Raw genomic sequence first — 19,918 nt, forward strand, 5'->3', positions numbered from 1 at the left:
CATCAACGCTGGGCCGACTCGTCCAGCCGGATCGTCGGGAGCATTTCAAGGGCCTTCGCGGTGATCCGCTCGAGATGCTCGCCCTGAAGACCCTTCTCGGCCCCGAGCTTCTTGATGCGCTCGCGGTGCTGCGCGAGGGTGAGCCCGTAAAACGTCTGTTCGGTGGTCTGCTCGGCCATATATCACTCCTGTGGCGGGAGGGGTGATTTGGCAAAAGAGGCCCATCGTTTCAAGGGTCTGGCGGCTGCCGCGAGCCCTCGACAGCGGCTGTTTCCCACGCCAGAACGGCGCCAGACCGAAGGGACCAACACCCCATGCCGCGCCTGCCGATCGTCCTCGCCGCCTGCCTCGCCCTGGCGCCCCTCGCGGCCCATGCCGACGAATGCGACGACCTCACCCGACAGATCGCGGCGGCGATCGGCGGCAAGGTCGGCAAGCGCTCCGGCCCGAGCATCGACATCCGCCTGCCGGGGCCGAACCGGTTCGACGTGACCTGCCGGGCCGAGCCCATCGTGCAGGCGATCTCGGCGGAGCCGCAGCCCTCGGCCACGTTCTTCCGCGAACTCTCGACGGCCTCCGAAATCCTGACCGGGGAATCGGCCGGGACGGTGGAGCCGATCATCGCGAAGGCGTACCGCACCGCCGTCTCGGACGGGCGCAAATCCTTCATCCAGCAGAACGGCTGGTCCGCGAGCTGCTACGCCGACCCGACGAGCAGCACCATGCGGACCCTCTGCTCGGTCGGCCGCATCCCGCCGGGCTGATCACCGCGCGGACGGAATCGCCCCCGTCACGATGGGCTCGACCAGGGCGGCGTCCCGCGAGGGCGACGCCTTCTGGCGATCGAGCTTGTCCGCCGAGATCAGGGCGGCCGCGATCAATGCCGCGACCGCGAGTGTCGCTTTGATCGCTTCCCAGCTCCGCGCGAACATGGTCGAACCTCGACGGCGCCCCGGTTGATTTCACCCAGGCCGTCCATCGGCACCGGGCGTCGTAACCGTGATCCTCGGGTCCGCACCTTCTCAAAACCTTACGACGGAACGATTTCACCGCATTGCACAAGCACCGTGGCCGGGAAGCCTCAACCCAGTTCCGCCTCGGCCGCCAGGGCTTCGAAGACCAGGGCATGCCGCCCGGCCAGGGCCTCGACATCGGTCGAGTAGCCGCCGCCGATCACCCCCACGATGGGGATGCCCCTCACCCGGGCCGAGCGGACCACGAAGCGGTCGCGTGCCCGCAAGCCCTCGTTCGACAGGTTCAGCCGGCCGAGCCTGTCGTCCCGGTGCGGGTCCACCCCCGCATTGTAGAAGACGATGTCCGGCTGGAACGCATCGAGCAGCGGCGGCAGGCGCGCGTCCAGCACCGAGAGATACGCGCCGTCGTCGAGCCCATCGGGCAGGCCGATATCCAGATCGCCCGGTATCTTCTGCGACGGGTAGTTCCGCTCGCAATGGACCGAGAGGGTGAACAGGTCGGGCTCGCGGCTCAGGCAATCGGCGGTGCCGTCGCCCTGATGCACGTCGAGATCGACCACCATCGCCCGGCCGATCAGGCCCTCCTCCCGCAGGGTCAGCGCCGCCACCGCCACGTCGTTCAGCACGCAGAAGCCCGCGCCCTGCGCCCGCCGGGCATGGTGGCTTCCGCCGGCCGCGCTTCCCGCGAACCCATGCTGGAGTGCAAGCCGGCCCGCCAGCACCGTGCCGCCGACACTCGCCCGCGAGCGGCGGACCAGCGCTTCGCTCACGGGCAATCCGATCTCCCGCTCGACGGCCCTCGGCACGTCGCAGGCAAGGATGGACGCGACATAAGCCGGGTCGTGCGCGCGTTCGAGCATGGCCGCGCTCGCCGGCTCCGGCTCGACGAACCCGTCGGGCACGAGCCCGCGCGCCCTCAGCGTCTCCGCCAGGAGCCCGTATTTGCGCATGGGAAACCGGTGGCCATCGGGAAGCGGCGCTTCGTAGGCCGGGTGGAAGCAGATGGGGGGTCGCATGCCTCTCGCAACGTGCCGAAGGGGGACGCCGGAGGGAGCTGCACCGCGTCACACAACTGATATGCTGCGGCTGTTAGCCGGACGCCACGGGCGCAGGTGCGCTCCCACGACGCGCCCGGCTCGGCGCCCGACGGCTCTCCCGCATGATCAGCGCGCTGGACGGCGTCTTTCTTGCGCTCGCGGCCTGTCTCGCGATGGCTCTGGTGAACCTCGCGAGCCTCGCCCTAGCCGGCTTCCGCCTCAGGCGCCGCATGCCCCGCTCGACCTTTCCGGACGGCGCGGCCGTGTCCCTCGTCCGCCCAGTCTGCGGGCTTGAGCGGTTCAGCGAAGAGACGCTGGAGAGCGGCTTCCGCCTTGCCTACCGCGACTACGAACTGATCTTCTGCGTCGCCGACGCGGGCGATCCCGTCCTGCCCCTGGTGCGGCGGCTGATGGCCCGGCATCCGCGGATCCGCTCGCGGCTCATCGTCGGCGAGGAGCGGGTCAGCGACAATCCCAAGCTCAACAATTGCGTGCGCGGCTGGGACGCGGCGGAGCACGATTGGATCGTGCTGGCCGATTCCAACGTGCTGATGCCGCCCGATTACCTGCAGACCCTTCAGGCCGCGTGGCGGCCGAACACCGGCCTCGTCTGCGCGACACCCATCGGTGCCCGGCCGAATGGATTCTGGGCCCTGGTGGAATGCGCCTTCCTGAACACCCTCCAGGCGCGCTGGCAATATGCCGGCGAGGCGGTGGGCCTCGGCTTCGCCCAGGGCAAGAGCATGCTCTGGCACCGCCCCTTCCTCGATAGCGTGGGGGGCATCCGCGCCCTCGCCGCCGAGATCGCGGAGGACGCCGCCGCCACGAAGATCGTGCGGGCGGCCGGGCGGCGGGTGAACCTCGTCGCCGCGCCGTTCTCGCAGCCCCTTGGCCAGCGCAGCTTCGCCGAGATCTGGTCCCGCCAGGTCCGCTGGGCGCGCCTGCGCCGGGTGACGTTCCCGCTGTTCTTCGCCCCGGAGATCGCCAGCGGGATGCTCGTCCCCTGCCTGCTGGCCGCGCTCTATGCCAATGCGGCGGAGGCCGCCCTCGGCCTCGGTGCGCTGGTCGCCCTGATCTATGCGGGCGAATACGCCCTCGCCATCCGGGCCGGGTGGCTGCGCTCGCCGGCCCTGATCGCGGCCTTCATCGCCCGCGACCTGCTCATCCCCTTCGTCTGGACCCGCGCCTGGATGCGCAGCGGCGTCGTCTGGCGCGGCAATGCCATGGCCATCGAGACGAAGCCGGGGCGGATCCGAACCGCCTGAGGCGCGCGGCCTACGGGAAGTTCAGGTTGGAGCGCACCGCCTCGGAGATGCGGTTGAGCCAATCTTCGGCCTCACGGGCGCGGTCTTCGGCCGCCTGAAGCTTCTCTTCGAGGGTCTTCACTAAATTGGTGGCCCGGTGCTGCACATCGTGCAGTATCCGCTCGGCCGCCAGCGCACGGGCATTGGCGGCGGCGATCTCGTCCTGCATGTTGGCGAAGATCTTCTGGGCCTGCATCTCCTGCTGATGCCGGCTCGCCTCGATCTCCTGGATGTACTCCGCCGCATCCTGGATTCGTTCGCAGACGGCGGCCCATTCCTCCTGGCCGAACCGCTTGATCGGCTTCGGCATGTCCGAGCCCGATTTGGCGATCTCGCCGCCGCGCTCGATGGGGCTGAGCGCCTTCAATTCCTTTCGCATGGTCGGCGTCATCAGGAGCGGCGCGGCATCCAGCGTCCTGTCCCGCGTCTCGACCACCCGGTTGCCCTCAGCCATCGCCCCGCCCCGTTTCAGATCGCAACGCCGCCCACGGAGAGACCGGGCCACGCGACGGCCGGTCCCCTCAGCATGACCCCGACAGGGCCTCCGCGCGGCTCAGAGACCGAGGGACGCCCGAACGGTTTTCTTCAAGGCGCCTCCCGGCGCCGGACCCGCCACGACCTGCGCGCGGATGAACCTCAGTGCGACTCGCCCTCACCGGGGTGGAGCGGGCGGCGGAAGCTGGTGATGATCGTGTCGTGCAGGCGCGACAGCCACGTCTCCGCATCGTTGGCGCGGACCTCGGCGGCGCGGGCGCGCTCCTCGGACTTGATCAGCCGGCGCTCCAGCGCGGCGACCTGAAGTTCGAGGGCCTTCACCTGCTCGGCCGCGCGGCCGGACACCTGATGGAGCTGCTGCTCCAACTCGGAGGCGCGCTCCTCGGAGAAGCGGATCGCCTCGCTCGCTTCCTTGATGAGGTCGATGGCGGACTTGAAGTCACGGACAGGACCGCCTTCGCTCGGCTGCGGCTGCGACGGGAAGAACGAGACGTTGCCCGGCAGCGGCACCGGCTCGAAGTTCTGCACGGCTTCGGCCGCCGCGGCGGCAGCGGCGGCATGAGCCTTGAGCGCGGCATAGGCCGCCGCGTCGGCGTCGTCCTCGATGGGCATGCGAACCTGTTCCATCATGGTGACTTCACTCACGCATTCATGTCGTTATTGGGCTTCGTGTCACGCCCCTCGCGCTCCGGCGGCGCGAACGGGGTGACATTGCTCTCCTCAACGCGCTCGGTCCGCGCCTCGGGCATCGAGAGCCCGAGCAGCGTGGCCGGATCGACCCCGTGGAGGTTGCGGACGGCGCGCTTCAGGCCCTCATGCTGCTTCTGCAGCGAGGCGCGAGTCTCGCGGGCGATGTCGAGGGCACCCTGGGCGAGGGCCCGCTCGGAGCGCTCGTTCTGAAGTTCCTCCACGAGCCGCCGGTTGGCGGCCTGCAATTCGGCCTTCTCGGCCTCGTGCCGACGGCCCAGCTGCTCCATCCGGTCGGCCAGGGCGGCGACGCGGGTCTGCGACTGCTCCATGGCGGCTTCCTTGGCCGCCAGCGCCTTGGTGAGCATGTCGGCGCGGCCATCGGCCTCCGCGCGCAGGCGCTGGATCTCGGAGACGCGCTCCGTCTGCCGCTGAAGCTCGGCCTGCAAGCCTTCCAGGCGCCGGTCGAGGGTCGTCCGCTCGATCTGAAGCTCCTTGAGCGTCCGGTCGGCGGTGCGGGCATTCTCCTCCCGCTCGCGCAACTGGCTGCGGACCTGGGCGAGAAGCTGTTCCAGCGTCGCGGCCCGGCCAAGGGACGCGTCCAGCTTCATGGCGAGGTTCGCGCGGTCGGCACGGATCGCCGCCATCTCGGTTTCGAACTGACCCTCGGCCCGCTCGCGCGCGGAAACCTCGGTGCCAAGCTGCATTTCGAGATCGCGGGCGCGCTGGCGCAGCACCTCGATCTGCTGGGTCAGCTCGACCACCCGCGCCTCGGCCTCGGACAGGCGCACCGCCTGCTCGCCGGCCAGGGTCTGCAGACGCCGGGCATCCTGCTCGCTGAGCGACAGGCGCTCGCCCAGGTCGTTCAACTCGCGCTCGGCGCGGGTCATCGCCTGGTCGGCGGCCTGCGCCTCAATCCGCAGCGACTTGTTCTCGCCGGTCAACGCGCGGACCTGCTCGGTCTCCGCGAAGAGCTGGCGCTCCATGTTCTCGACCGCGACCGTCCGGTCGCGGACGCGCACCCGCAACTCCTCGTTCTCGGCATCGCGCTCGCGCAATTGCGTTTCGAGGCGCTGCAAATCCGTCGAGACCGCCGCGAGCTCGTTGGACGAGGACGCGGCCCGGCCGTTCACCTCGTTCAACTCGCGGTGCAGGTTGCGCATGTGCTCCTGCTCGCGGGCGAGCAGGACTTCGAGCTCGGCGATCTTGATCTTCGCCTGCGGGAGTTCGTCGGCGACGCCGGCCAGAGGTTCGAGGATCTGCGCGAAATCCGCCTGAAGGGTCTTCAGGTCGTCCAGCCGCTCCATCATCTGGCTGATGCGCACGCGCACCATCTCGTTGCGCTGGCCGATGGCGTCGAACGCGCTGTAGGGATGCGCCGCCGGCGCCTCCTGCTGCTGACGCGGCTGCTCGCGCGGCGCCTGCCGCATCTCTTCATACTCTTCGGAGTCGCGCTCGCGCGGCGGCGGGGCGGGCTGCTGCTGACGCGGAGGCTGCGGTTGCCGCTGCTGAGGCGGAGGCTGCTGGCGCTTCGGCTCCGGCCTCAGGGACTCAAGTTCCAGTTCCGGCAGCCACGCGGAGTCCGAGTTCCGCGACGAATCCGACGATCCCGATCCCTGCCCCAGCAGGCGTTTGATCGGCATCCATGCCATTGCCCGATCTCCTCCGCGCTCAGCCACAACCCGGCCACCCCTCGTATCGCGCGGTTGAGAGACCCTATTGATTAACAGGCATCAAGACCAGAGCGGCGCCGCCCGCCGTGAACAGCCCAAGGGGCGTTCTGCGAGGTTGCACCGGCCCACCGAGCCGTTCTCGTCGCTTAACTTCTGCCCCTGGCACCAGTCAATTCGGGTTATCCCAGACGGATCGCAATTTCCGCGATAGCGGATTGTCTGAGAAAACACTCCAAGGTAGAGGTTTTTCTGTTTGTTGCATATTTGCAACCTTCAGCGATCCTTTCGGCGGCATTCCCGGCAAAAGTAAGCCGGGCTAACGCACCTGGATGATGTCCACCGGATCGGGCTGGGTCTCGTCGAAGATGCCACAGGTGAACACGCCCGTGCGGCATCCGTCCGTGTCGAGGTTGCAGCGGTGCCGCAGGATCTCCGGCAACCCATCGGCCTGCGGGAAATGGCCGTGGACAAGGTATGGCGCCCCCAGATCCGCCGCGGGGGCGAGCGGGGCCCGCGCGCCGAGCAGCATCGTGTCGTCCTGGTCTTCCATGTTCCCGATCGCCGGGTCGATGGAGGCGTGGACGAAGACGCGCTCCGTATCCTCCACGTAGCGCAGCAGCTTCCGCCGCAGGAAATCGATGTAGCGGCTCGGGATCTCGGCGGCCTTGACCACGCCGAAGCTGCGCAGGGTCGCGCCGCCGCCGTGATAGTCGAAGTTCCAGATGGAGCGCGCATCGCCCCGGGCGGCGGCCAGCAGCATCATGTCATGGTGCCCGCGCAGCGCCATGATCGCGGGCCTGTCGATCAGGAGATCGAGCACCTTGCGCGAATCCGGGCCGATGTTGACGTAGTCGCCGAGCAAGACGATCCGGTGCGGCTCGCCGCCCGCATGCGCCGCGATCCGCTCCAGGACGAGACGAAGGCCATCGACGCAACCATGAATATCGCCGACGGCGTAGGTGTTCATCCCATCCAAGCCTGCGGTGACGGAATTGGCCGCTCTCGCCCGTCTCGCGCAGGGGATTGATCACATTTTTCGTTTTCGCTGGAAAGGTTGCGCGCAGTCAGTTTCCACACCTGTGGGCTGGGCAGCGCTGCGCATCCTCAATTGTACAACTCTAGGGAAATTACCGTAGCGATTGTCGCGGGGCTTTAGAGCGAAGTTCTAGCGAGCCGATGGACATTAACTGTCATTGAGAATGATCGCGCGGAACGGCCTCGTAAAGATGGAAAACTTGGCCGTTCCGGGGCTCCGGGACTTGAGTCGCAAGCCAATTCAGACAAAATTAACGACAAGGCTCAACGTCGAGTCTTGCCTTCCTGCGGGCAACGTCCACCATGTTTCCGACCATCCATCCGGTGAAGAGATTGCGGTTCGAACGGAGCGAAGACTTCGAGACACCGGCCGTGACAGCCCCCGCAGCCGCGCAGCCGACAGGCAGCATTGCGACGATCCTGAGGGCCTTCGGGTCTTCTATCGACGATGACTTGCCGAGGTCCACGATGCGCGAGCCAAATACGGACTGGTCCGCCCTCATCGACCGCATCCGCTCGACGGCCTCCCGCATCCGCGATGTCGAGGCGCAATCCCGTGAACGGGAATCGCATATCGAGGAATTGCTGGAACGCGCCCGCGCCGACATGAGGATGGCGGAGGAGCGCGTCCGGGCGGCGGAGGCGCAGGCCTCCGATCTGCAGGTCGCCGCGATGGAGCGGGTGCGCGCCGCCGAGGAGCGTGCCGCCCAGGCCGAGGAGCGCGCCCGGGTTTCGGAAGCGTGGCTCAAGCAGATCCACGATGCGATCTTCAACGAGTTCACCGTCCTCGACGAGGGCCCGCGCTGATGTCGCGCCGGCTCCATGATCGTCCGGACACCGACGGGGACGCCTTGTCCGACAACGATGGGGAGAACCGCCCGACCCTGCGCCAGCTTCTGGCGCCGGGACACGGAAGCGGCGTGGTGCAGCTCTTCCGCGAGCCGCCTCGCGCGGAGGAATCGGACGACGAGCTGAACTGGCCCGCCGCCATCGAGCTGATCCGCGATGTCGGATCGCGGATGCGTCAGGCACGCCGCTTCGCGCAGGACGTGGTGCAGCATTCGCAGGCCGTCCTCGACGGCACCATGCACCGCCTGGAAGAGACGGAGCGCCGCCTGCGCCTCGCGGAATCGGCGGCGCGGGACGCGCATCTGCGCGCCGAGCGGGCCGAACTCGCGGCGCAGATGGCCGATGCCCGCGCGCGGCGCGCGGAGGAGGAGACGGAGCTGAACCGGGCCAAGCTCGCGGAGGCGCAGATGTGGCTGAAGCGGCTCTACAGCAGCGTGCAGATCGAGTTCCGCGACCTGTCCGAGGAGGACTGAGCCTGCCTGTGGTGCGGGTAGAGGGAATCGAACCCCCACGCCTTGCGGCTGGCGATTTTGAGTCGCCCGCGTCTACCAATTCCGCCATACCCGCGCGGTGGCGCTCATCGCACAGGTCGCCCCGTGCGGCCAAGAGTTTTCTCCCGCCATCCGCCTCTCTGGCGTTACGCATTGGGCTGTGCTTGAAGGGACGCCGCTTTCCTCGCACTCCCCGGACGACTTGATGCTGCGGCGGCTCTACGCCTGGATCCTCGCCCTGAGCGACCGCCCTTCAGCGCCCTACGTCCTCGGGGCGGTGGCGTTCGCGGAAAGTTCGTTCTTCCCCGTGCCCCCGGATGCCATGCTGGTACCCATGGCAGTGAGCCGCCCGGACCGGGTGTGGTTCTACGCGACCATCGCGACGGTCTGCTCGGTGCTCGGCGGGTTGGTCGGCTACGCCATCGGCGCGCTGCTGTTCGATTCCCTCGGCGAATGGGTCATCAAGCTTTACGGCCTGCAGAACTCGGCGGATGCCTTCCAGCGCTCCTATGCCGAGTACGGCCATTGGGTGATCCTGCTGAAGGGCCTCACGCCGATCCCCTATAAGCTCGTGACCATCACGTCGGGACTGGCCCATTACAGCCTGTTCTGGTTCACGGTGCTGTCGATCATCACCCGTGGCGCGCGGTTCTTCATCCTCGCCGCCCTGCTCGGCCGCTACGGCGTGCAGATTCGTGGCGTGCTCGATCGGCATCTCAACGCGGTGGCCGCCATCTCCGTGGCGGTGATCGTCCTCGGCTTCGTCCTGTTCAAGGTGATTTTGTAGCAATGGATACGCGTGCTGCCGTCCGCCTCAAGACAGCCGGCCTCTGGCTCGCCCTCGTCGCGGCGGTCACGGTCGGCGCCGCGCTCGTGCTGCAATACGGCTACGGCTACGTGCCGTGTAAGCTCTGCCTGACCGAGCGCCTGCCTTATTACGCGGCGGTGCCGCTCGGCCTCGTGGCCCTGTTCGCGCCGGAGCGGCTCGCCCGGCTCGCCCTCGGCCTCGCGGCCCTCGGCCTGCTCTATGGCGCGGGCGTCGGCATCTATCATGCGGGCGCCGAGTGGGGCTTCTGGCCGGGTCCGACCGATTGCGGCGGCGGCTCTGGCGCCAACCCCGCCGCCGTGAGCGACTTCATGAATTCGCTCCAGAGCGTGCGCGTCGTGGATTGCTCGGTGGCAGCCCTGCGCGTCCTCGGCGTCTCGCTCGCCGGATGGAGCGCGCTCGTTTCCTTTGTCCTGGCGTCCTTCGCCGGGACGACGGCGCTGCGGCGCTAGTTCCGGTCGTCCGGCAGCATCGGGATCGGGGAGACCTCGATCCCCTCGTCGATCAGGGCGCGGGCCTCGTCGAGGCTCGCCTGCCCGTGGATCGAGCGGCCCTCGGCCTCGCCGTAATGGATCTTCCGTGCCTCCTCGGCGAAACGCTCGCCGACATGCTCGGAATGGGCGGCCACATGGTCGTGCAGCGCCTTGATCATCTCGCGCAGCTTGCGCTCCGGCTCGGCGATCATCCGCATCGGCGTTTCGGGCGTCGGCGCCGGGACGGGCACCTCGGCGCGGTCCTTGCGCGCGATCATCGGCGCCATGATGGCCTTGGAGACCGACCCGCTGCCGCACTGAGGACAGGTGACGAGGCCGCGCGAAACCTGGGTCTCGTACGAATCCGAGGATGGAAACCAGCATTCGAAGCCGTGCGCGGCCTCGCAGACCAGATTGTACCGGATCATGCGCGTGCGGTTCGGTGTCTCAGGACTTCGCCCCGATCCGTTCGATGCTGAACGGCCGGGCATGGCGAAGGGACGGGATGCGCGCCCTCGCATCGGCGACGAGCGAGAGGTCGATCTCGGCCAGGATCACCCGCGGCTCGGTGCCGCCCTCGGCGAGGACACGCCCCCAGGGATCGACGATGATCGAGTGGCCATACGTCTCGCGGCCGTCCTCATGGACGCCGCCCTGCGCGGCCGAGATCATGAACGAGCCGGTCTCGATGGCCCGCGCCCGTTGCAAGACCTGCCAGTGGGCCTCCCCCGTCTGCCGGGTGAAGCAGGCCGGGCCGGTGAGCACCGTGGCGCCCGCCTCCGCCAGCGCGCGGTAAAGGGCCGGGAAGCGGATGTCGTAGCAGATCGTCAGGCCGAAGGTGGCGAGGGGCGTCTCCGCCGCGACGGCACAGCCGCCGCCGGTATAGGTCGAGGATTCGCGCCAGCTCTCGCCGCTCGGCAGATCCACGTCGAACAGGTGCAGCTTGTCGTAGGAGGCGGCGATGCTGCCCTCCGGGTCGATGAGGAACGCGCGGTTGGCGATCTTCTCGCCGTTGCGCACGGCGATGGAGCCGACCTGAACCCAGGCGCCGACCTCCCGCGCCGTCTGACGCAGGGCGGTGAGGGTGGGGTCCGAGCCTTCGTCCGTGACGACCGCGAACAGTCGCTCGCGGCTGCGCTCCACCAGGGAGGTCATCTCCGGCGTCTGGATATAGCGGGCGCCCTGCCCCGCCGCCTCGCGCAGGCCCGCGACCGCCGCGTCGCGATTGGCCGCCGAGTCGCGCCCGGATCGCATCTGGATACACGCGGCGACGAAGCGCTCAGGCATCGGCCGATGCCTTCAGCAGCGGATCGAGCTTGCCCGAGCGGTCGAGGGCATAGAGATCGTCGCACCCGCCGACATGGGTCGTACCGACGAAGATCTGCGGCACGCTCGTGCGGCCGCCCGCCCGCTCGACCATCGTCGCACGGGCGCCGGCGGCGCGCTCCACGTCGATCTCCTGGAAGGCCACGCCCTTCTGCGACAGCAGGCTCTTGGCCGCCGCACAATAGGGGCACCAGGAAGTGGTGTAGATGGTGACCGGCTGCATCGTCGCTGCGTCCCGCGCGGAAGAACTCCCATATAGGGGCTTCGCGCGGAACTTGCCTATGGCAGCACGGTCACGCGCAGCCGTGTCAGGCCGCGAGCAGCTTCTCGACCTCGTTGACGAGATCGCGCAGGTGGAACGGCTTCGAGAGGACCTTCGCGTCCTTCGGGGCCTTCGAGTCCGGGTTCAGCGCCACGGCCGCGAAGCCGGTGATGAACATCACCTTGATATCCGGGTCGAGCTCGGTGGCCCGGCGGGCCAGTTCGATCCCGTCCATCTCCGGCATGACGATATCGGTCAGGAGAAGCTCGAACGGCTCCTCCCTCAGGCGGTTATACGCAGAGAGGCCGTTGTCGAACGAGAGCACGTCGTAGCCTGCGTTCTGCAGCGCCTTGGCGAGGAACCGGCGCATGTCATTGTCGTCTTCCGCCAGCAGAATTTTCATCGGACGGTTCCGAGACCTTGAGTCGAAGCGTTGATCCCACAAAGGGACGGCTTGGTAAACAACGGGTAACCAAAGCGGGTACCGCAAACTGATGACCTACGGGCCGTTGTGTCGTTGCAACCGAGCACGCGGCCAGTGGACAGGCGCGAATCCGCGCCCCAGACTGTGCAGACGGGATACGGGATCGCAGCCGGAGCGTCCACGCCGACGATGACAATCTCCGACACGGAAACGTCAGGGCCGACCGGGCCCGCCTCTCTGTTCGCCCCGCCCTTCGCGGTGGACGAGCCGGAGAGCCATTCCATCCCCTTCGTGTTCAACACCGGGCATTCGGGCGCGGTCTATCCGCCGAGCTTCCTCGCGGCCTCACGCCTGGACGGCCTGAGCCTGCGGCGCTCGGAGGACGCGCATGTCGACCGGCTGTTCGAGCCGGTGGTGCGGCTGGGTGCTCCGCTGCTGCGGGCGAACTTCCCCCGCGCCTATCTCGACGTGAACCGCGAGCCCTTCGAACTCGACCCGCGCATGTTCGAGGGGCGGCTGCCGCCCTACGCCAACACGCGCTCCATGCGGGTGGCGGGCGGGCTAGGGACCGTGCCCCGCGTGGTGGCCGACGGGCAGGAGATCTATTCCGGCCGCATCACCGCGCAGGAGGCGGTGGCGCGGATCGAGACGCTTTACAAGCCGTACCACCGCATGTTGCGCGCGCTGATCCAGCGCACGGCGAAGGCGCATGGCACCTGCATCCTGATCGATTGCCACTCCATGCCGTCGAGCAGCCTGGGGCGGGAGGAGGCGAAGGCCGACGTGGTGCTCGGCGACCGCTACGGCACCGCCTGCAGCCCGGCCCTCATCGACGCCTTCGAGGCGCAGTTCCAGGCGCACGGGTTCCGCGTGGTGCGCAACAAGCCCTATGCCGGCGGCTTCATCACGGAGCATTACGGCGAGCCGAACCTTGGGCGCCACGCCCTTCAGATCGAGATGAACCGCGCCCTGTACATGAACGAATCGAGCCTCGCCCTGACGCGGGATTTCCCCGCCCTCGTCACGGCCCTCGAATCCATCGTCGCGGCGGTGGCGAAGGGGGCTGGCAACGTCTCGCTGCCCCGGATGGCGGCCGAATAAAGCCTGCCACACAGAAAAAAGGCCACCCCCGAAGGAGTGGCCCGAAGTCTAGGGAGGAAACGCCCAAGAAGGGCAACAGGACCGCGACGCCATCGCGTTCCTGCGATGCACAAACTACAGTGCGTCGCACAAAAGACAAGGTGCGTTCCTGTCGCAATTCCTGCTCTTGGCGCATGGCACCCCCGCCGAAACGGGGGGCTCTCTCACTGCTCGGACAGGAGCTTCGCGATCTCGGCCTTGAGCGGGCCGGCGAGGTCCGGGCGCTCCAGGGCGTAGGCGACGTTGGCGGTGAGGAAGCCGAGCTTCGAGCCGGTGTCGTAGGTCCGGCCCTCGTAGCGCATCCCGTAGAAGGACTGCTCGGCCATGAGGTCGATCATGGCGTCGGTGAGCTGGATCTCGCCGCCCGCGCCCTTCTTGCCGTGCTCCAGGATGCCGAAGATCTCGGGCTGCAGGATGTAGCGGCCGGAGATGATATAGTTCGACGGCGCGGTGCCCTGCTTGGGCTTCTCGACCATGCCGGTGATCTCGAAGGTCTGGCCGAAGGTGTCGCCGACGCTGACGATTCCGTACTGATGCGTCTCCTCGGGGGCGACCTCCTCGACGGCGATGACGTTGCCGCCGTGCCGCTCGTAGGCGGCGAGCATCTGGCCCATGCAGCCCCGGCTCAGCATGTCGGGCAGCAGCACGGCGAAGGGCTCGTCGCCGACGATCTCGCGGGCGCACCACACGGCGTGGCCGAGGCCCAGCGGCGCCTGCTGGCGGGTGAAGCTCGTCTGGCCCGCCTGGGGCAGGTCCTTCTTCAATTCGTCATAGGCGGCCTGCTTGCCGCGTTCGACGAGGGTCTTGTCCAATTCGTAGGCGATGTCGAAATGGTCCTCGATCACGGCCTTGCCGCGGCCGGTGACGAAGATGAAATGCTCGATGCCCGCCTCGCGCGCCTCGTCCACGACGTGCTGGACGACCGGCCGGTCCACGACGGTCAACATTTCCTTGGGAACGGCCTTGGTCGCCGGCAGGAAACGCGTGCCCAGGCCCGCGACGGGGAGGACGGCCTTGCGGATCGGTTTCATCGTGCGTTGGCCCTGAAGCGATAGAGTTGAGGATGGACCCGACGATGAGACAGACCGCAACGGTCATCGCAAGGTCCGTTTCATGATACTGCCCAGCAGTCCGACGTAAATATATCGGCGGACGCTACGTGTAGCGTTAATTCTCGGCTTCGACGGAGACAATGCGATGGCGGTGCTGGTGACAGGGGGGGCCGGGTATATCGGCAGCCATATGGTGCTGGCGTTGCTCGATGCCGGACACGAGGCCGTCGTGGTCCTCGACGATCTCTCCACGGGCTTCGATTGGGCGGTGCCGGAGGGCGTGACCCTCGTGGTGGGCGATGTCGCCGATCAGGACCTCGTCACCCGCACCATCCGCGAGCACAAGATCGACGCGCTGGCCCATTTCGCGGCCAAGATCGTGGTGCCGGAATCGGTGTCGGACCCGCTGGGTTACTACCTCGCCAACACGGTGAAGACCCGGGCGCTCATCGAGGCGGCGGTGAAGGCGGGCGTACGCCACGTCATCTTCTCCTCGACGGCGGCCGTCTACGGCGAGCCGGAGGTGGTCCCGGTGACGGAGACCGTGACCCTCAACCCGATCAACCCCTACGGCCGCTCCAAGCTGATGAGCGAGTGGATGATCGCGGACGCCGCCACCGCGCTCGGCTTCACCTACGTGGTGCTGCGCTACTTCAACGTCGCCGGCGCCGATCCCAAGGGCCGCTCGGGCCAATCGACCCCGAACGCCACGCACCTCATCAAGGTCGCGACCCAGGCCGCCCTCGGCCAGCGGGAACGCCTCGACGTCTACGGCACGGATTACCCGACCCCGGACGGATCGTGCCTGCGCGATTACATCCAGGTCACGGACCTCGCCGAAGCCCATCGCCTCGCCCTCGATTATCTCCGGGGCGATGGTGAAAGCCTCGTGCTGAATTGCGGCTACGGCCTCGGCTATTCAGTGCTCGAAGTGGTCGAGGTGGTGAAGAAGGTGTCCGGCAAGGACTTTCCGGTGCGCATCTCCCCCCGTCGGCCGGGAGACCCCGCGCGGATCGTGGCGGCGGCGGACAAGATCCGCGACCGCCTCGGCTGGGTGCCCCGTTACGACGACCTGCAGACCATCGTGACCCAGGCCCTCGCCTGGGAGGATCACCTCAGCAAACGCAACCGGGTCTGAGCCATGCGCCATCTCGCGGCGTCCCTCGTCGCCGTCGCGCTGCTGGCCGCCGCACCGGCTTCGGCCAAGCCGGAGGGAAGCCCGTCCTTCGCGGGCTTCCTCGCCGACCTGCGCCGGGACGCCGCCGCGCGCGGCGTGTCGGACGCGACCTTCGCGTCGGCCTTCCGTGACGTGAAGGGTCCGGACCCTTCCGTCCTCGCGCGGACGAAGAAGCAGGGCGAGTTCAGCCGCCCCGTCTGGGACTATCTCGTCGGCGCGGTGACGCCGGGGCGGATCGCGCGGGGCCGGGCGCGGGCTCAGGCCCTCGCCGCGACCCTGAAGGGCATCGAATTGCGATACGGCGTGCCCGAGAGCGTCGTGCTGGCAATCTGGGGTGTGGAATCGGATTTCGGCGCCAGCGCGGGGACGATCTCCACCGTGAAGGCCCTCGCCACCCTCGCCGCCGCCGGCCATCGCGGCGACCTGTTCCGGAACGAATTGCTCGACGCGCTCCAGATCCTCCAGCGGGGCGACATCACCCCGGCGGCGATGAGCGGGAGCTGGGCCGGAGCGATGGGGCAGGTGCAGTTCCTGCCCTCGACCTATCTCGGCCACGCGGTCGATTTCGACGGCGACGGACGGCGCGACATCTGGCGGGACGATGCCGACGCCCTCGCCTCCATCGCCGCCTACCTCAAGGATCTCGGCTGGAACCCCGCGGTCTCGTGGGGCTACGAGGTGCGCCTGCCGGACGATTTCGACCTCAGCCGCTATGCTGGCGACCTCTCGGATTTCACCGCGCGGGGCGTGGCGCGGGCCGATGGCGGCGCCCTCCCCCGCTCCGGGAAGGCGAGCCTGTTCCTGCCGGGCGGACGCGGCGGGCCGGTCTTCCTCCTCACCGACAATTTCGAGGTGATCCGGGGCTACAACACCTCCGATTCCTACGCCCTCGCCGTGGGCCATCTGGCGGATCGTCTCGCGGGCGGCCCGGCCCTCGCCGCACCCTGGCCGACGGCTGCGCCGCGCCTCGACGGCACCGGCATCAAGGCGCTGCAGCAGGGTCTCGCCGGCAAGGGATTCTATCAGGGCGAGGCGGACGGCCGGGCCGGGCCGAAACTGCGCGAGGCGGTGCGCCGCTATCAGATCGATGCGGGGCTTCCGGCGGATGGCTACGCCTCGCCCGCCCTGCTCGCGCATCTCCGGGGGCGGTGAAGCATCGCAGGCCCGCGCGCTTAGACGGCGCAGGTTCGTTCCGCTATCGTGGGCGCTTCCTCCGGGTGCGCTGGACGGAAGGCGTGAGCGTATGACGAGATCCTTCTCTCCCCTCTCCCTAGCGGCCGTGCTCGCCCTGATGGTGCTGGCGCCGGGTGAGGCCGCCGCCCAATGGGGCGACGGCTATTCCGATCCGCGCGGCGGCTATTATCAGGCGCCCCCCCGCCGCCGGCCGCGCGACGCCTATTATCGCGACGACGGCGCCTACAATCGCCCGCAGCGTTACGCACCCCAGCCTGAGCCGCAGCGCCAATTCTACTGGCCGTGGGAGGACCGGCCGCAGCAGGCCGCGCCGCAGCCCGAGCGCGCCTATCGCCCGCCGCCGCCGCGCCAGCGCAACTACGGCGCCGCCGACAGCCAGCGCTCCCCGAGTGTGCAGCGCCGTCCGCAGCGAGTGCGCCCGCCGGAACCGCCGAAGGCCGTCGCCGCCAAGACCGATCCCAGCGTGCAGATCGCGGTGTTCGGCGATTCCCTGGCCGACCATCTTGCCAAGGGCCTGGACGACGCCTTCGAGGACAATTCCGACGTCGCCGTGGTCGACCGGGCCAAGGGCGATAGCGGCCTCGTCCGCAAGGACGTCGTCGACTGGCCGAAGGTGGCCGACGATTACCTGACTGCAAACCCCAAGGTCCGCTACGGCCTCGTCATGGTCGGCGCCAACGACCGCCAGCCGATCAAGGACGGCGACGCGACGGTCGATCCGCTGACCGACCGCTGGAAAGAGCTTTACCGCGCACGGGTCGAGGCCATGGTGAAGCCCTTCACCGACCGGAAGATCCCGCTGATCTGGGTCGGCCTGCCGCCCATGCAGAGCCAGAGCCTGACCCGCGACATCGCCTCGATCAACGACGTGGTGCGGGAGACGGCGACCAAGGCCGGCGCGACCTATGTCGACATCTGGCCCGGCTTCGTGGACGACCGCGACCGCTATACCGCGTCGGGTCCGGACCCGGAGGGTCAGATCGCCAAGCTGCGCACCTCGGACGGCGTGCATTTCACCAAGGCCGGCAACCGCAAGCTCGCGCATTTCGCCGATATCGAGTTGAAGCGGCTTATGGGCACGGCCGCGCCGTCCCTGCCCGACCAGCCCGCCACGGCTGCCGTCTCACCGGGCGTACCGGCCGGCGTGCCGGGGGCGAGCCTCGACGGCGCCGAAGCGCAGCCCGGCGACACGGCGGCCATCGACCGCCAGATCACCGCGATGCTGCCGAGCCTGCCCGAGCCCGCCGGGATACCCGCTCTGCCGGTGAAGCCGGCGGCGGGACCGGTCGTGCCGTTGCTGCGCACCGAGACATCGCCCGGCGGCGCGTTGCTGAGCGGCCGACCCCAGGAAGGCGATTCCATGGGGACGGTGGAGCGAACCCTCCAGCGCGGCAACGCCCCCGCCCCGCAGCCGGGACGGGCCGACGATTTCCGCTGGCCGCCCGGCTGAGTTCCTGCCGCCTCAGCGCGGCAGGACGCTGGCGCCCATGAGCGCCTCGTCGATGGCGCGGGCGGCCTGACGGCCCTCGCGGATCGCCCAGACGACCAGGGACTGGCCGCGACGCATGTCGCCCGCCGCCCAGATCTTCGGATCGGAGGTGCGGTAATCCTCCTCGTTGGCCGTGATGTTGCCGCGCTTGTCGACGGTGACGCCGGACTGCTCGACGAGGCCCTTCTGCACCGAACCGGCGAAGCCGATCGCCATGAAGACGAGGTCAGCTGGCAGCACGAATTCCGAACCCGGGATCGGCTGGCGCTTGGCATCGACGCGGGCGCAAACCACGCCGGTCAGCACGCCCTTCTTATTGCCTTCGAGGCGCAGGGTCGCCGCCTGGAACTCGCGCTCGGCGCCCTCGGCCTGACTGGACGAAGTCCGCATCTTGGTCGGCCAGTAGGGCCACACGGTCAGCTTGTCCTCGCGCTCCGGCGGGCGCGGACGGATGTCGAGCTGCGTCACCGATAGGGCGCCCTGGCGGAAGGCCGTGCCGACGCAATCGGAGGCGGTGTCGCCGCCGCCGATGACCACGACGTTCTTGCCGTTCGCCAGGATCGGCGCCTCGCCGTTGCCGCGCATCGGCTCCTGGCCGACCCGTCGGTTCGACTGCACGAGATAGGGCATCGCGTAATGGACGCCCTCCAGCTCCTGGCCCGGCAGGTTCGGGTTGCGCGGATCCTCGGCGCCGCCGCAGAAGATCACCGCGTCGAACTTGGCCTTCAGGTCCTCGACGGACTTCGTAACGCCGATATTCTCGTTGTAGTGGAAGACGACGCCCTCGCCTTCCATCTGCTTCACGCGCCGGTCGATGTGGCGCTTCTCCATCTTGAAGTCCGGGATGCCGTAGCGGAGCAGCCCGCCGGCCTTCGGCTCGCGCTCGAAGACGTGGACATCGTGCCCGACGCGGGCGAGCTGCTGCGCCGCCGCCATGCCGGCCGGGCCGGAGCCGATCACCGCGACGCGCTTGCCGGTGCGGATCTCCGGCACCTCGGGCTTGATCCAGCCCATGTTCCAGGCGCGATCCGCGATGGCCTGCTCGATCGTCTTGATGGCGACCGGCTGGTTCTCGAGGTTGAGCGTGCAGGCTTCCTCGCAGGGCGCAGGGCAGATGCGGCCCGTGAACTCGGGGAAGTTGTTCGTGGAATGGAGGTTGCGCGAGGCCTCCTCCCAATCCGACTGGAAGACGAGGTCGTTCCAGTCCGGGATTTGGTTGTGGACCGGGCAGCCGGTCGGCCCGTGGCAGAACGGAATGCCGCAATCCATGCAGCGGGCCGCCTGCTTGGTGAGGTCATGCTCGTCCAGCGGGAGCGTGAACTCGCGGAAATGCCGAACGCGGTCGGCGGCGAGTTGGTACTTCTGCTCCTGCCGATCGAATTCGAGGAAGCCCGTGATCTTGCCCATCGTCCTCGTCTCTTCCTGCCCGCTCGTTCGCAATCGTCTTCACTTGCACGAGTCGGACATCCGCCCGTGACGCCTCGGATCACACCCGCTCGGGGTGCTCCGCCAGCCATTCCTTCAGGGCCGCCTCGATCCTGCCCTGCCACCCGGCTCCGCGAGCGCGGAACCGCGCAACCACGTCGGCGGGGAGCGGAACCTGCTCGGTCTCCCGCGCCAGTTGCCCCCGCCGGATCAGCGTCCCGTTTCGCCTGAGTTCGGCTTCCGCAAACCAGCGTTCGTCGAGTTCGGGCGCATCATCCGGGTCCCAACCGATTTCATCCGGCGACATCGTCCGACCGGAGTCGGGCGCCGAAACGGGCTTGTTCGCGCTCATTGGCCTTCCTCAAGCTGATGACCCGACGATTGCCATCCCTTTCGGTCCAGACCGTCACCACAAGGCGGTCCTCAAGATAGCCGACGGTGATCCACCGCGTCTCCCCGTATTCGCCCCGCGTGTCCTGCCGGCTCAGTTCGGTCCCGTCGAAGATCTCACCGCATCTCTCGAAGTCCAATCCGCGCTCGCGGAGGGTGCGAGCGCGCTTCTCGGAATCGTAGGTGATACGCACG

General features: G+C 68.3%; 25 protein-coding genes and 1 tRNA gene. 10 read left to right on the forward strand and 16 right to left on the reverse strand.

Going from position 1 to position 19,918, the window contains the following annotated elements; all coding sequences use genetic code 11:
- Positions 1-2: 2 nt before the first annotated feature.
- The gene (locus ACXJ1Y_RS11255) at positions 3-179 is read right to left on the reverse strand and encodes a hypothetical protein (protein WP_463846369.1); all 177 of its coding nucleotides are present in this window, start codon (positions 177-179) and stop codon (positions 3-5) included.
- A gap of 135 nt (positions 180-314) precedes the next feature.
- On the opposite strand from ACXJ1Y_RS11255, the gene ACXJ1Y_RS11260 reads away from it, so the two are divergent.
- Entirely contained in the window at positions 315-764 is a 450-nt protein-coding gene (locus ACXJ1Y_RS11260) for a hypothetical protein (RefSeq protein WP_463846370.1), read from the forward strand.
- Here ACXJ1Y_RS11260 and ACXJ1Y_RS11265 read toward each other — a convergent pair whose 3' ends face one another.
- Both ACXJ1Y_RS11265 and ACXJ1Y_RS11270 read right to left on the reverse strand, forming a co-directional pair.
- A complete protein-coding gene (locus ACXJ1Y_RS11265) occupies positions 765-932 on the reverse strand; it encodes a hypothetical protein (RefSeq protein WP_463846371.1) in 168 nt (55 codons plus the stop codon).
- 149 nt (positions 933-1,081) lie between these two features.
- Complete coding sequence (locus ACXJ1Y_RS11270) at positions 1,082-1,990, reverse strand: histone deacetylase family protein (RefSeq protein ID WP_463846372.1); 909 nt, start codon at positions 1,988-1,990, stop codon at positions 1,082-1,084.
- Positions 1,991-2,133: 143 nt separating this feature from the next.
- Between ACXJ1Y_RS11270 and ACXJ1Y_RS11275 the strand changes: the two genes are divergently transcribed.
- Positions 2,134-3,276 (forward strand): ceramide glucosyltransferase, encoded by a 1,143-nt coding sequence (locus ACXJ1Y_RS11275; RefSeq protein ID WP_463846373.1) that lies wholly within the window; start codon positions 2,134-2,136, stop codon positions 3,274-3,276.
- A 10-nt stretch (positions 3,277-3,286) separates the two neighbouring features.
- On the opposite strand, the gene ACXJ1Y_RS11280 is transcribed toward ACXJ1Y_RS11275, so the two are convergent.
- The 4 genes from ACXJ1Y_RS11280 to ACXJ1Y_RS11295 form a co-directional block, all read right to left on the reverse strand.
- Positions 3,287-3,769, reverse strand: a complete 483-nt coding sequence (locus tag ACXJ1Y_RS11280) for a hypothetical protein (RefSeq protein WP_463846374.1) — start codon at positions 3,767-3,769, stop codon at positions 3,287-3,289.
- Positions 3,770-3,951: 182 nt separating this feature from the next.
- A complete protein-coding gene (locus tag ACXJ1Y_RS11285) occupies positions 3,952-4,455 on the reverse strand; it encodes a hypothetical protein (RefSeq protein WP_243955651.1) in 504 nt (167 codons plus the stop codon).
- Positions 4,452-5,927 carry a chromosome partitioning protein ParA gene (locus tag ACXJ1Y_RS11290; protein ID WP_463846375.1) on the reverse strand — a complete coding sequence of 492 codons (1,476 nt, stop codon included), beginning with the start codon at positions 5,925-5,927 and terminating at the stop codon, positions 4,452-4,454. The genes ACXJ1Y_RS11285 and ACXJ1Y_RS11290 overlap by 4 nt, the downstream gene beginning before the upstream one ends.
- 559 nt (positions 5,928-6,486) lie before the next feature.
- Positions 6,487-7,137, reverse strand: coding sequence for a metallophosphoesterase (locus ACXJ1Y_RS11295; RefSeq protein WP_463846376.1), 651 nt, complete (start codon positions 7,135-7,137; stop codon positions 6,487-6,489).
- Between the two features lie 536 nt (positions 7,138-7,673).
- On the opposite strand from ACXJ1Y_RS11295, the gene ACXJ1Y_RS11300 reads away from it, so the two are divergent.
- On the forward strand, positions 7,674-8,012 hold the full coding sequence (locus ACXJ1Y_RS11300) for a hypothetical protein (protein ID WP_463846377.1): 339 nt from the start codon (positions 7,674-7,676) through the stop codon (positions 8,010-8,012).
- A 44-nt stretch (positions 8,013-8,056) separates the two neighbouring features.
- On the forward strand, positions 8,057-8,527 hold the full coding sequence (locus ACXJ1Y_RS11305) for a hypothetical protein (protein ID WP_463846378.1): 471 nt from the start codon (positions 8,057-8,059) through the stop codon (positions 8,525-8,527).
- 9 nt (positions 8,528-8,536) lie between these two features.
- Here the strand turns inward: ACXJ1Y_RS11305 and ACXJ1Y_RS11310 are convergent.
- Positions 8,537-8,621 (reverse strand) — tRNA-Leu (locus tag ACXJ1Y_RS11310).
- Positions 8,622-8,750: 129 nt separating this feature from the next.
- Here ACXJ1Y_RS11310 and ACXJ1Y_RS11315 point away from each other — a divergent pair.
- Positions 8,751-9,332 (forward strand): YqaA family protein, encoded by a 582-nt coding sequence (locus tag ACXJ1Y_RS11315; RefSeq protein ID WP_463846379.1) that lies wholly within the window; start codon positions 8,751-8,753, stop codon positions 9,330-9,332.
- Positions 9,333-9,334: 2 nt separating this feature from the next.
- On the forward strand, positions 9,335-9,823 hold the full coding sequence (locus ACXJ1Y_RS11320; protein WP_463846380.1) for a disulfide bond formation protein B: 489 nt from the start codon (positions 9,335-9,337) through the stop codon (positions 9,821-9,823).
- On the opposite strand, the gene ACXJ1Y_RS11325 is transcribed toward ACXJ1Y_RS11320, so the two are convergent.
- The 4 genes from ACXJ1Y_RS11325 to cpdR all read right to left on the reverse strand — a co-directional run bounded on the left by ACXJ1Y_RS11325 (position 9,820) and on the right by cpdR (position 11,835).
- Positions 9,820-10,272 (reverse strand): DUF1178 family protein, encoded by a 453-nt coding sequence (locus tag ACXJ1Y_RS11325; protein WP_463846381.1) that lies wholly within the window; start codon positions 10,270-10,272, stop codon positions 9,820-9,822. The genes ACXJ1Y_RS11320 and ACXJ1Y_RS11325 overlap by 4 nt on opposite strands.
- Positions 10,273-10,291: 19 nt before the next feature.
- The gene (locus ACXJ1Y_RS11330) at positions 10,292-11,131 is read right to left on the reverse strand and encodes a carbon-nitrogen hydrolase family protein (RefSeq protein WP_463846382.1); all 840 of its coding nucleotides are present in this window, start codon (positions 11,129-11,131) and stop codon (positions 10,292-10,294) included.
- Positions 11,124-11,393 carry a glutaredoxin 3 gene (gene grxC / locus ACXJ1Y_RS11335; protein WP_463846383.1) on the reverse strand — a complete coding sequence of 90 codons (270 nt, stop codon included), beginning with the start codon at positions 11,391-11,393 and terminating at the stop codon, positions 11,124-11,126. Before grxC ends, ACXJ1Y_RS11330 begins: the two co-directional genes overlap by 8 nt.
- A gap of 85 nt (positions 11,394-11,478) precedes the next feature.
- Positions 11,479-11,835, reverse strand: coding sequence for a cell cycle two-component system response regulator CpdR (cpdR, locus tag ACXJ1Y_RS11340; RefSeq protein WP_003603128.1), 357 nt, complete (start codon positions 11,833-11,835; stop codon positions 11,479-11,481).
- A 210-nt stretch (positions 11,836-12,045) separates the two neighbouring features.
- Here cpdR and ACXJ1Y_RS11345 point away from each other — a divergent pair, with 210 nt between their 5' ends.
- Complete coding sequence (locus tag ACXJ1Y_RS11345; RefSeq protein WP_463846384.1) at positions 12,046-12,957, forward strand: N-formylglutamate amidohydrolase; 912 nt, start codon at positions 12,046-12,048, stop codon at positions 12,955-12,957.
- A gap of 203 nt (positions 12,958-13,160) precedes the next feature.
- On the opposite strand, the gene ACXJ1Y_RS11350 is transcribed toward ACXJ1Y_RS11345, so the two are convergent.
- On the reverse strand, positions 13,161-14,027 hold the full coding sequence (locus ACXJ1Y_RS11350; protein ID WP_463846385.1) for a UTP--glucose-1-phosphate uridylyltransferase: 867 nt from the start codon (positions 14,025-14,027) through the stop codon (positions 13,161-13,163).
- Positions 14,028-14,193: 166 nt separating this feature from the next.
- Between ACXJ1Y_RS11350 and galE the strand changes: the two genes are divergently transcribed.
- From galE to ACXJ1Y_RS11365, 3 genes are all read left to right on the forward strand, one after another.
- The gene (gene galE / locus ACXJ1Y_RS11355; RefSeq protein WP_463846386.1) at positions 14,194-15,186 is read left to right on the forward strand and encodes a UDP-glucose 4-epimerase GalE; all 993 of its coding nucleotides are present in this window, start codon (positions 14,194-14,196) and stop codon (positions 15,184-15,186) included.
- 3 nt (positions 15,187-15,189) lie between these two features.
- The gene (locus ACXJ1Y_RS11360) at positions 15,190-16,377 is read left to right on the forward strand and encodes a lytic murein transglycosylase (protein ID WP_463846387.1); all 1,188 of its coding nucleotides are present in this window, start codon (positions 15,190-15,192) and stop codon (positions 16,375-16,377) included.
- 91 nt (positions 16,378-16,468) lie between these two features.
- Entirely contained in the window at positions 16,469-17,869 is a 1,401-nt protein-coding gene (locus ACXJ1Y_RS11365; RefSeq protein WP_463846388.1) for an SGNH/GDSL hydrolase family protein, read from the forward strand.
- A gap of 12 nt (positions 17,870-17,881) precedes the next feature.
- Here ACXJ1Y_RS11365 and ACXJ1Y_RS11370 read toward each other — a convergent pair whose 3' ends face one another.
- The 3 genes from ACXJ1Y_RS11370 to ACXJ1Y_RS11380 form a co-directional block, all read right to left on the reverse strand.
- Positions 17,882-19,315: a glutamate synthase subunit beta gene (locus tag ACXJ1Y_RS11370; protein ID WP_463846389.1), complete on the reverse strand. Its 1,434-nt coding sequence runs from the start codon at positions 19,313-19,315 to the stop codon at positions 17,882-17,884.
- A 79-nt stretch (positions 19,316-19,394) separates the two neighbouring features.
- A complete protein-coding gene (locus ACXJ1Y_RS11375; RefSeq protein WP_463846390.1) occupies positions 19,395-19,685 on the reverse strand; it encodes a BrnA antitoxin family protein in 291 nt (96 codons plus the stop codon).
- Positions 19,627-19,917 carry a BrnT family toxin gene (locus tag ACXJ1Y_RS11380; RefSeq protein WP_463846391.1) on the reverse strand — a complete coding sequence of 97 codons (291 nt, stop codon included), beginning with the start codon at positions 19,915-19,917 and terminating at the stop codon, positions 19,627-19,629. The genes ACXJ1Y_RS11375 and ACXJ1Y_RS11380 overlap by 59 nt, the downstream gene beginning before the upstream one ends.
- Position 19,918 lies beyond the last annotated feature (1 nt).

This window comes from Methylobacterium sp. TK26 (assembly GCF_055361565.1).

Bases quoted from the DNA above. Each gene is read 5' to 3' on its own strand.
- ACXJ1Y_RS11320 (WP_463846380.1), top strand. From the start codon at position 9,335: ATGGATACGCGTGCTGCCGTCCGCCTCAAGACAGCCGGCCTCTGGCTC.
- ACXJ1Y_RS11345 (WP_463846384.1), top strand. From the start codon at position 12,046: ATGACAATCTCCGACACGGAAACGTCAGGGCCGACCGGGCCCGCCTCT.
- ACXJ1Y_RS11295 (WP_463846376.1), bottom strand. From the start codon at position 7,137: ATGAACACCTACGCCGTCGGCGATATTCATGGTTGCGTCGATGGCCTT.
- ACXJ1Y_RS11370 (WP_463846389.1), bottom strand. From the start codon at position 19,315: ATGGGCAAGATCACGGGCTTCCTCGAATTCGATCGGCAGGAGCAGAAG.
- ACXJ1Y_RS11255 (WP_463846369.1), bottom strand. From the start codon at position 179: ATGGCCGAGCAGACCACCGAACAGACGTTTTACGGGCTCACCCTCGCG.
- cpdR (WP_003603128.1), bottom strand. From the start codon at position 11,835: ATGAAAATTCTGCTGGCGGAAGACGACAATGACATGCGCCGGTTCCTC.
- ACXJ1Y_RS11270 (WP_463846372.1), bottom strand. From the start codon at position 1,990: ATGCGACCCCCCATCTGCTTCCACCCGGCCTACGAAGCGCCGCTTCCC.
- ACXJ1Y_RS11330 (WP_463846382.1), bottom strand. From the start codon at position 11,131: ATGCCTGAGCGCTTCGTCGCCGCGTGTATCCAGATGCGATCCGGGCGC.
- ACXJ1Y_RS11300 (WP_463846377.1), top strand. From the start codon at position 7,674: ATGCGCGAGCCAAATACGGACTGGTCCGCCCTCATCGACCGCATCCGC.
- galE (WP_463846386.1), top strand. From the start codon at position 14,194: ATGGCGGTGCTGGTGACAGGGGGGGCCGGGTATATCGGCAGCCATATG.
- ACXJ1Y_RS11350 (WP_463846385.1), bottom strand. From the start codon at position 14,027: ATGAAACCGATCCGCAAGGCCGTCCTCCCCGTCGCGGGCCTGGGCACG.
- ACXJ1Y_RS11365 (WP_463846388.1), top strand. From the start codon at position 16,469: ATGACGAGATCCTTCTCTCCCCTCTCCCTAGCGGCCGTGCTCGCCCTG.
- ACXJ1Y_RS11280 (WP_463846374.1), bottom strand. From the start codon at position 3,769: ATGGCTGAGGGCAACCGGGTGGTCGAGACGCGGGACAGGACGCTGGAT.
- ACXJ1Y_RS11315 (WP_463846379.1), top strand. From the start codon at position 8,751: ATGCTGCGGCGGCTCTACGCCTGGATCCTCGCCCTGAGCGACCGCCCT.
- ACXJ1Y_RS11275 (WP_463846373.1), top strand. From the start codon at position 2,134: ATGATCAGCGCGCTGGACGGCGTCTTTCTTGCGCTCGCGGCCTGTCTC.
- ACXJ1Y_RS11375 (WP_463846390.1), bottom strand. From the start codon at position 19,685: ATGAGCGCGAACAAGCCCGTTTCGGCGCCCGACTCCGGTCGGACGATG.
- ACXJ1Y_RS11290 (WP_463846375.1), bottom strand. From the start codon at position 5,927: ATGCGGCAGGCGCCGCGCGAGCAGCCGCGTCAGCAGCAGGAGGCGCCG.
- ACXJ1Y_RS11325 (WP_463846381.1), bottom strand. From the start codon at position 10,272: ATGATCCGGTACAATCTGGTCTGCGAGGCCGCGCACGGCTTCGAATGC.
- ACXJ1Y_RS11260 (WP_463846370.1), top strand. From the start codon at position 315: ATGCCGCGCCTGCCGATCGTCCTCGCCGCCTGCCTCGCCCTGGCGCCC.
- grxC (WP_463846383.1), bottom strand. From the start codon at position 11,393: ATGCAGCCGGTCACCATCTACACCACTTCCTGGTGCCCCTATTGTGCG.
- ACXJ1Y_RS11265 (WP_463846371.1), bottom strand. From the start codon at position 932: ATGTTCGCGCGGAGCTGGGAAGCGATCAAAGCGACACTCGCGGTCGCG.
- ACXJ1Y_RS11360 (WP_463846387.1), top strand. From the start codon at position 15,190: ATGCGCCATCTCGCGGCGTCCCTCGTCGCCGTCGCGCTGCTGGCCGCC.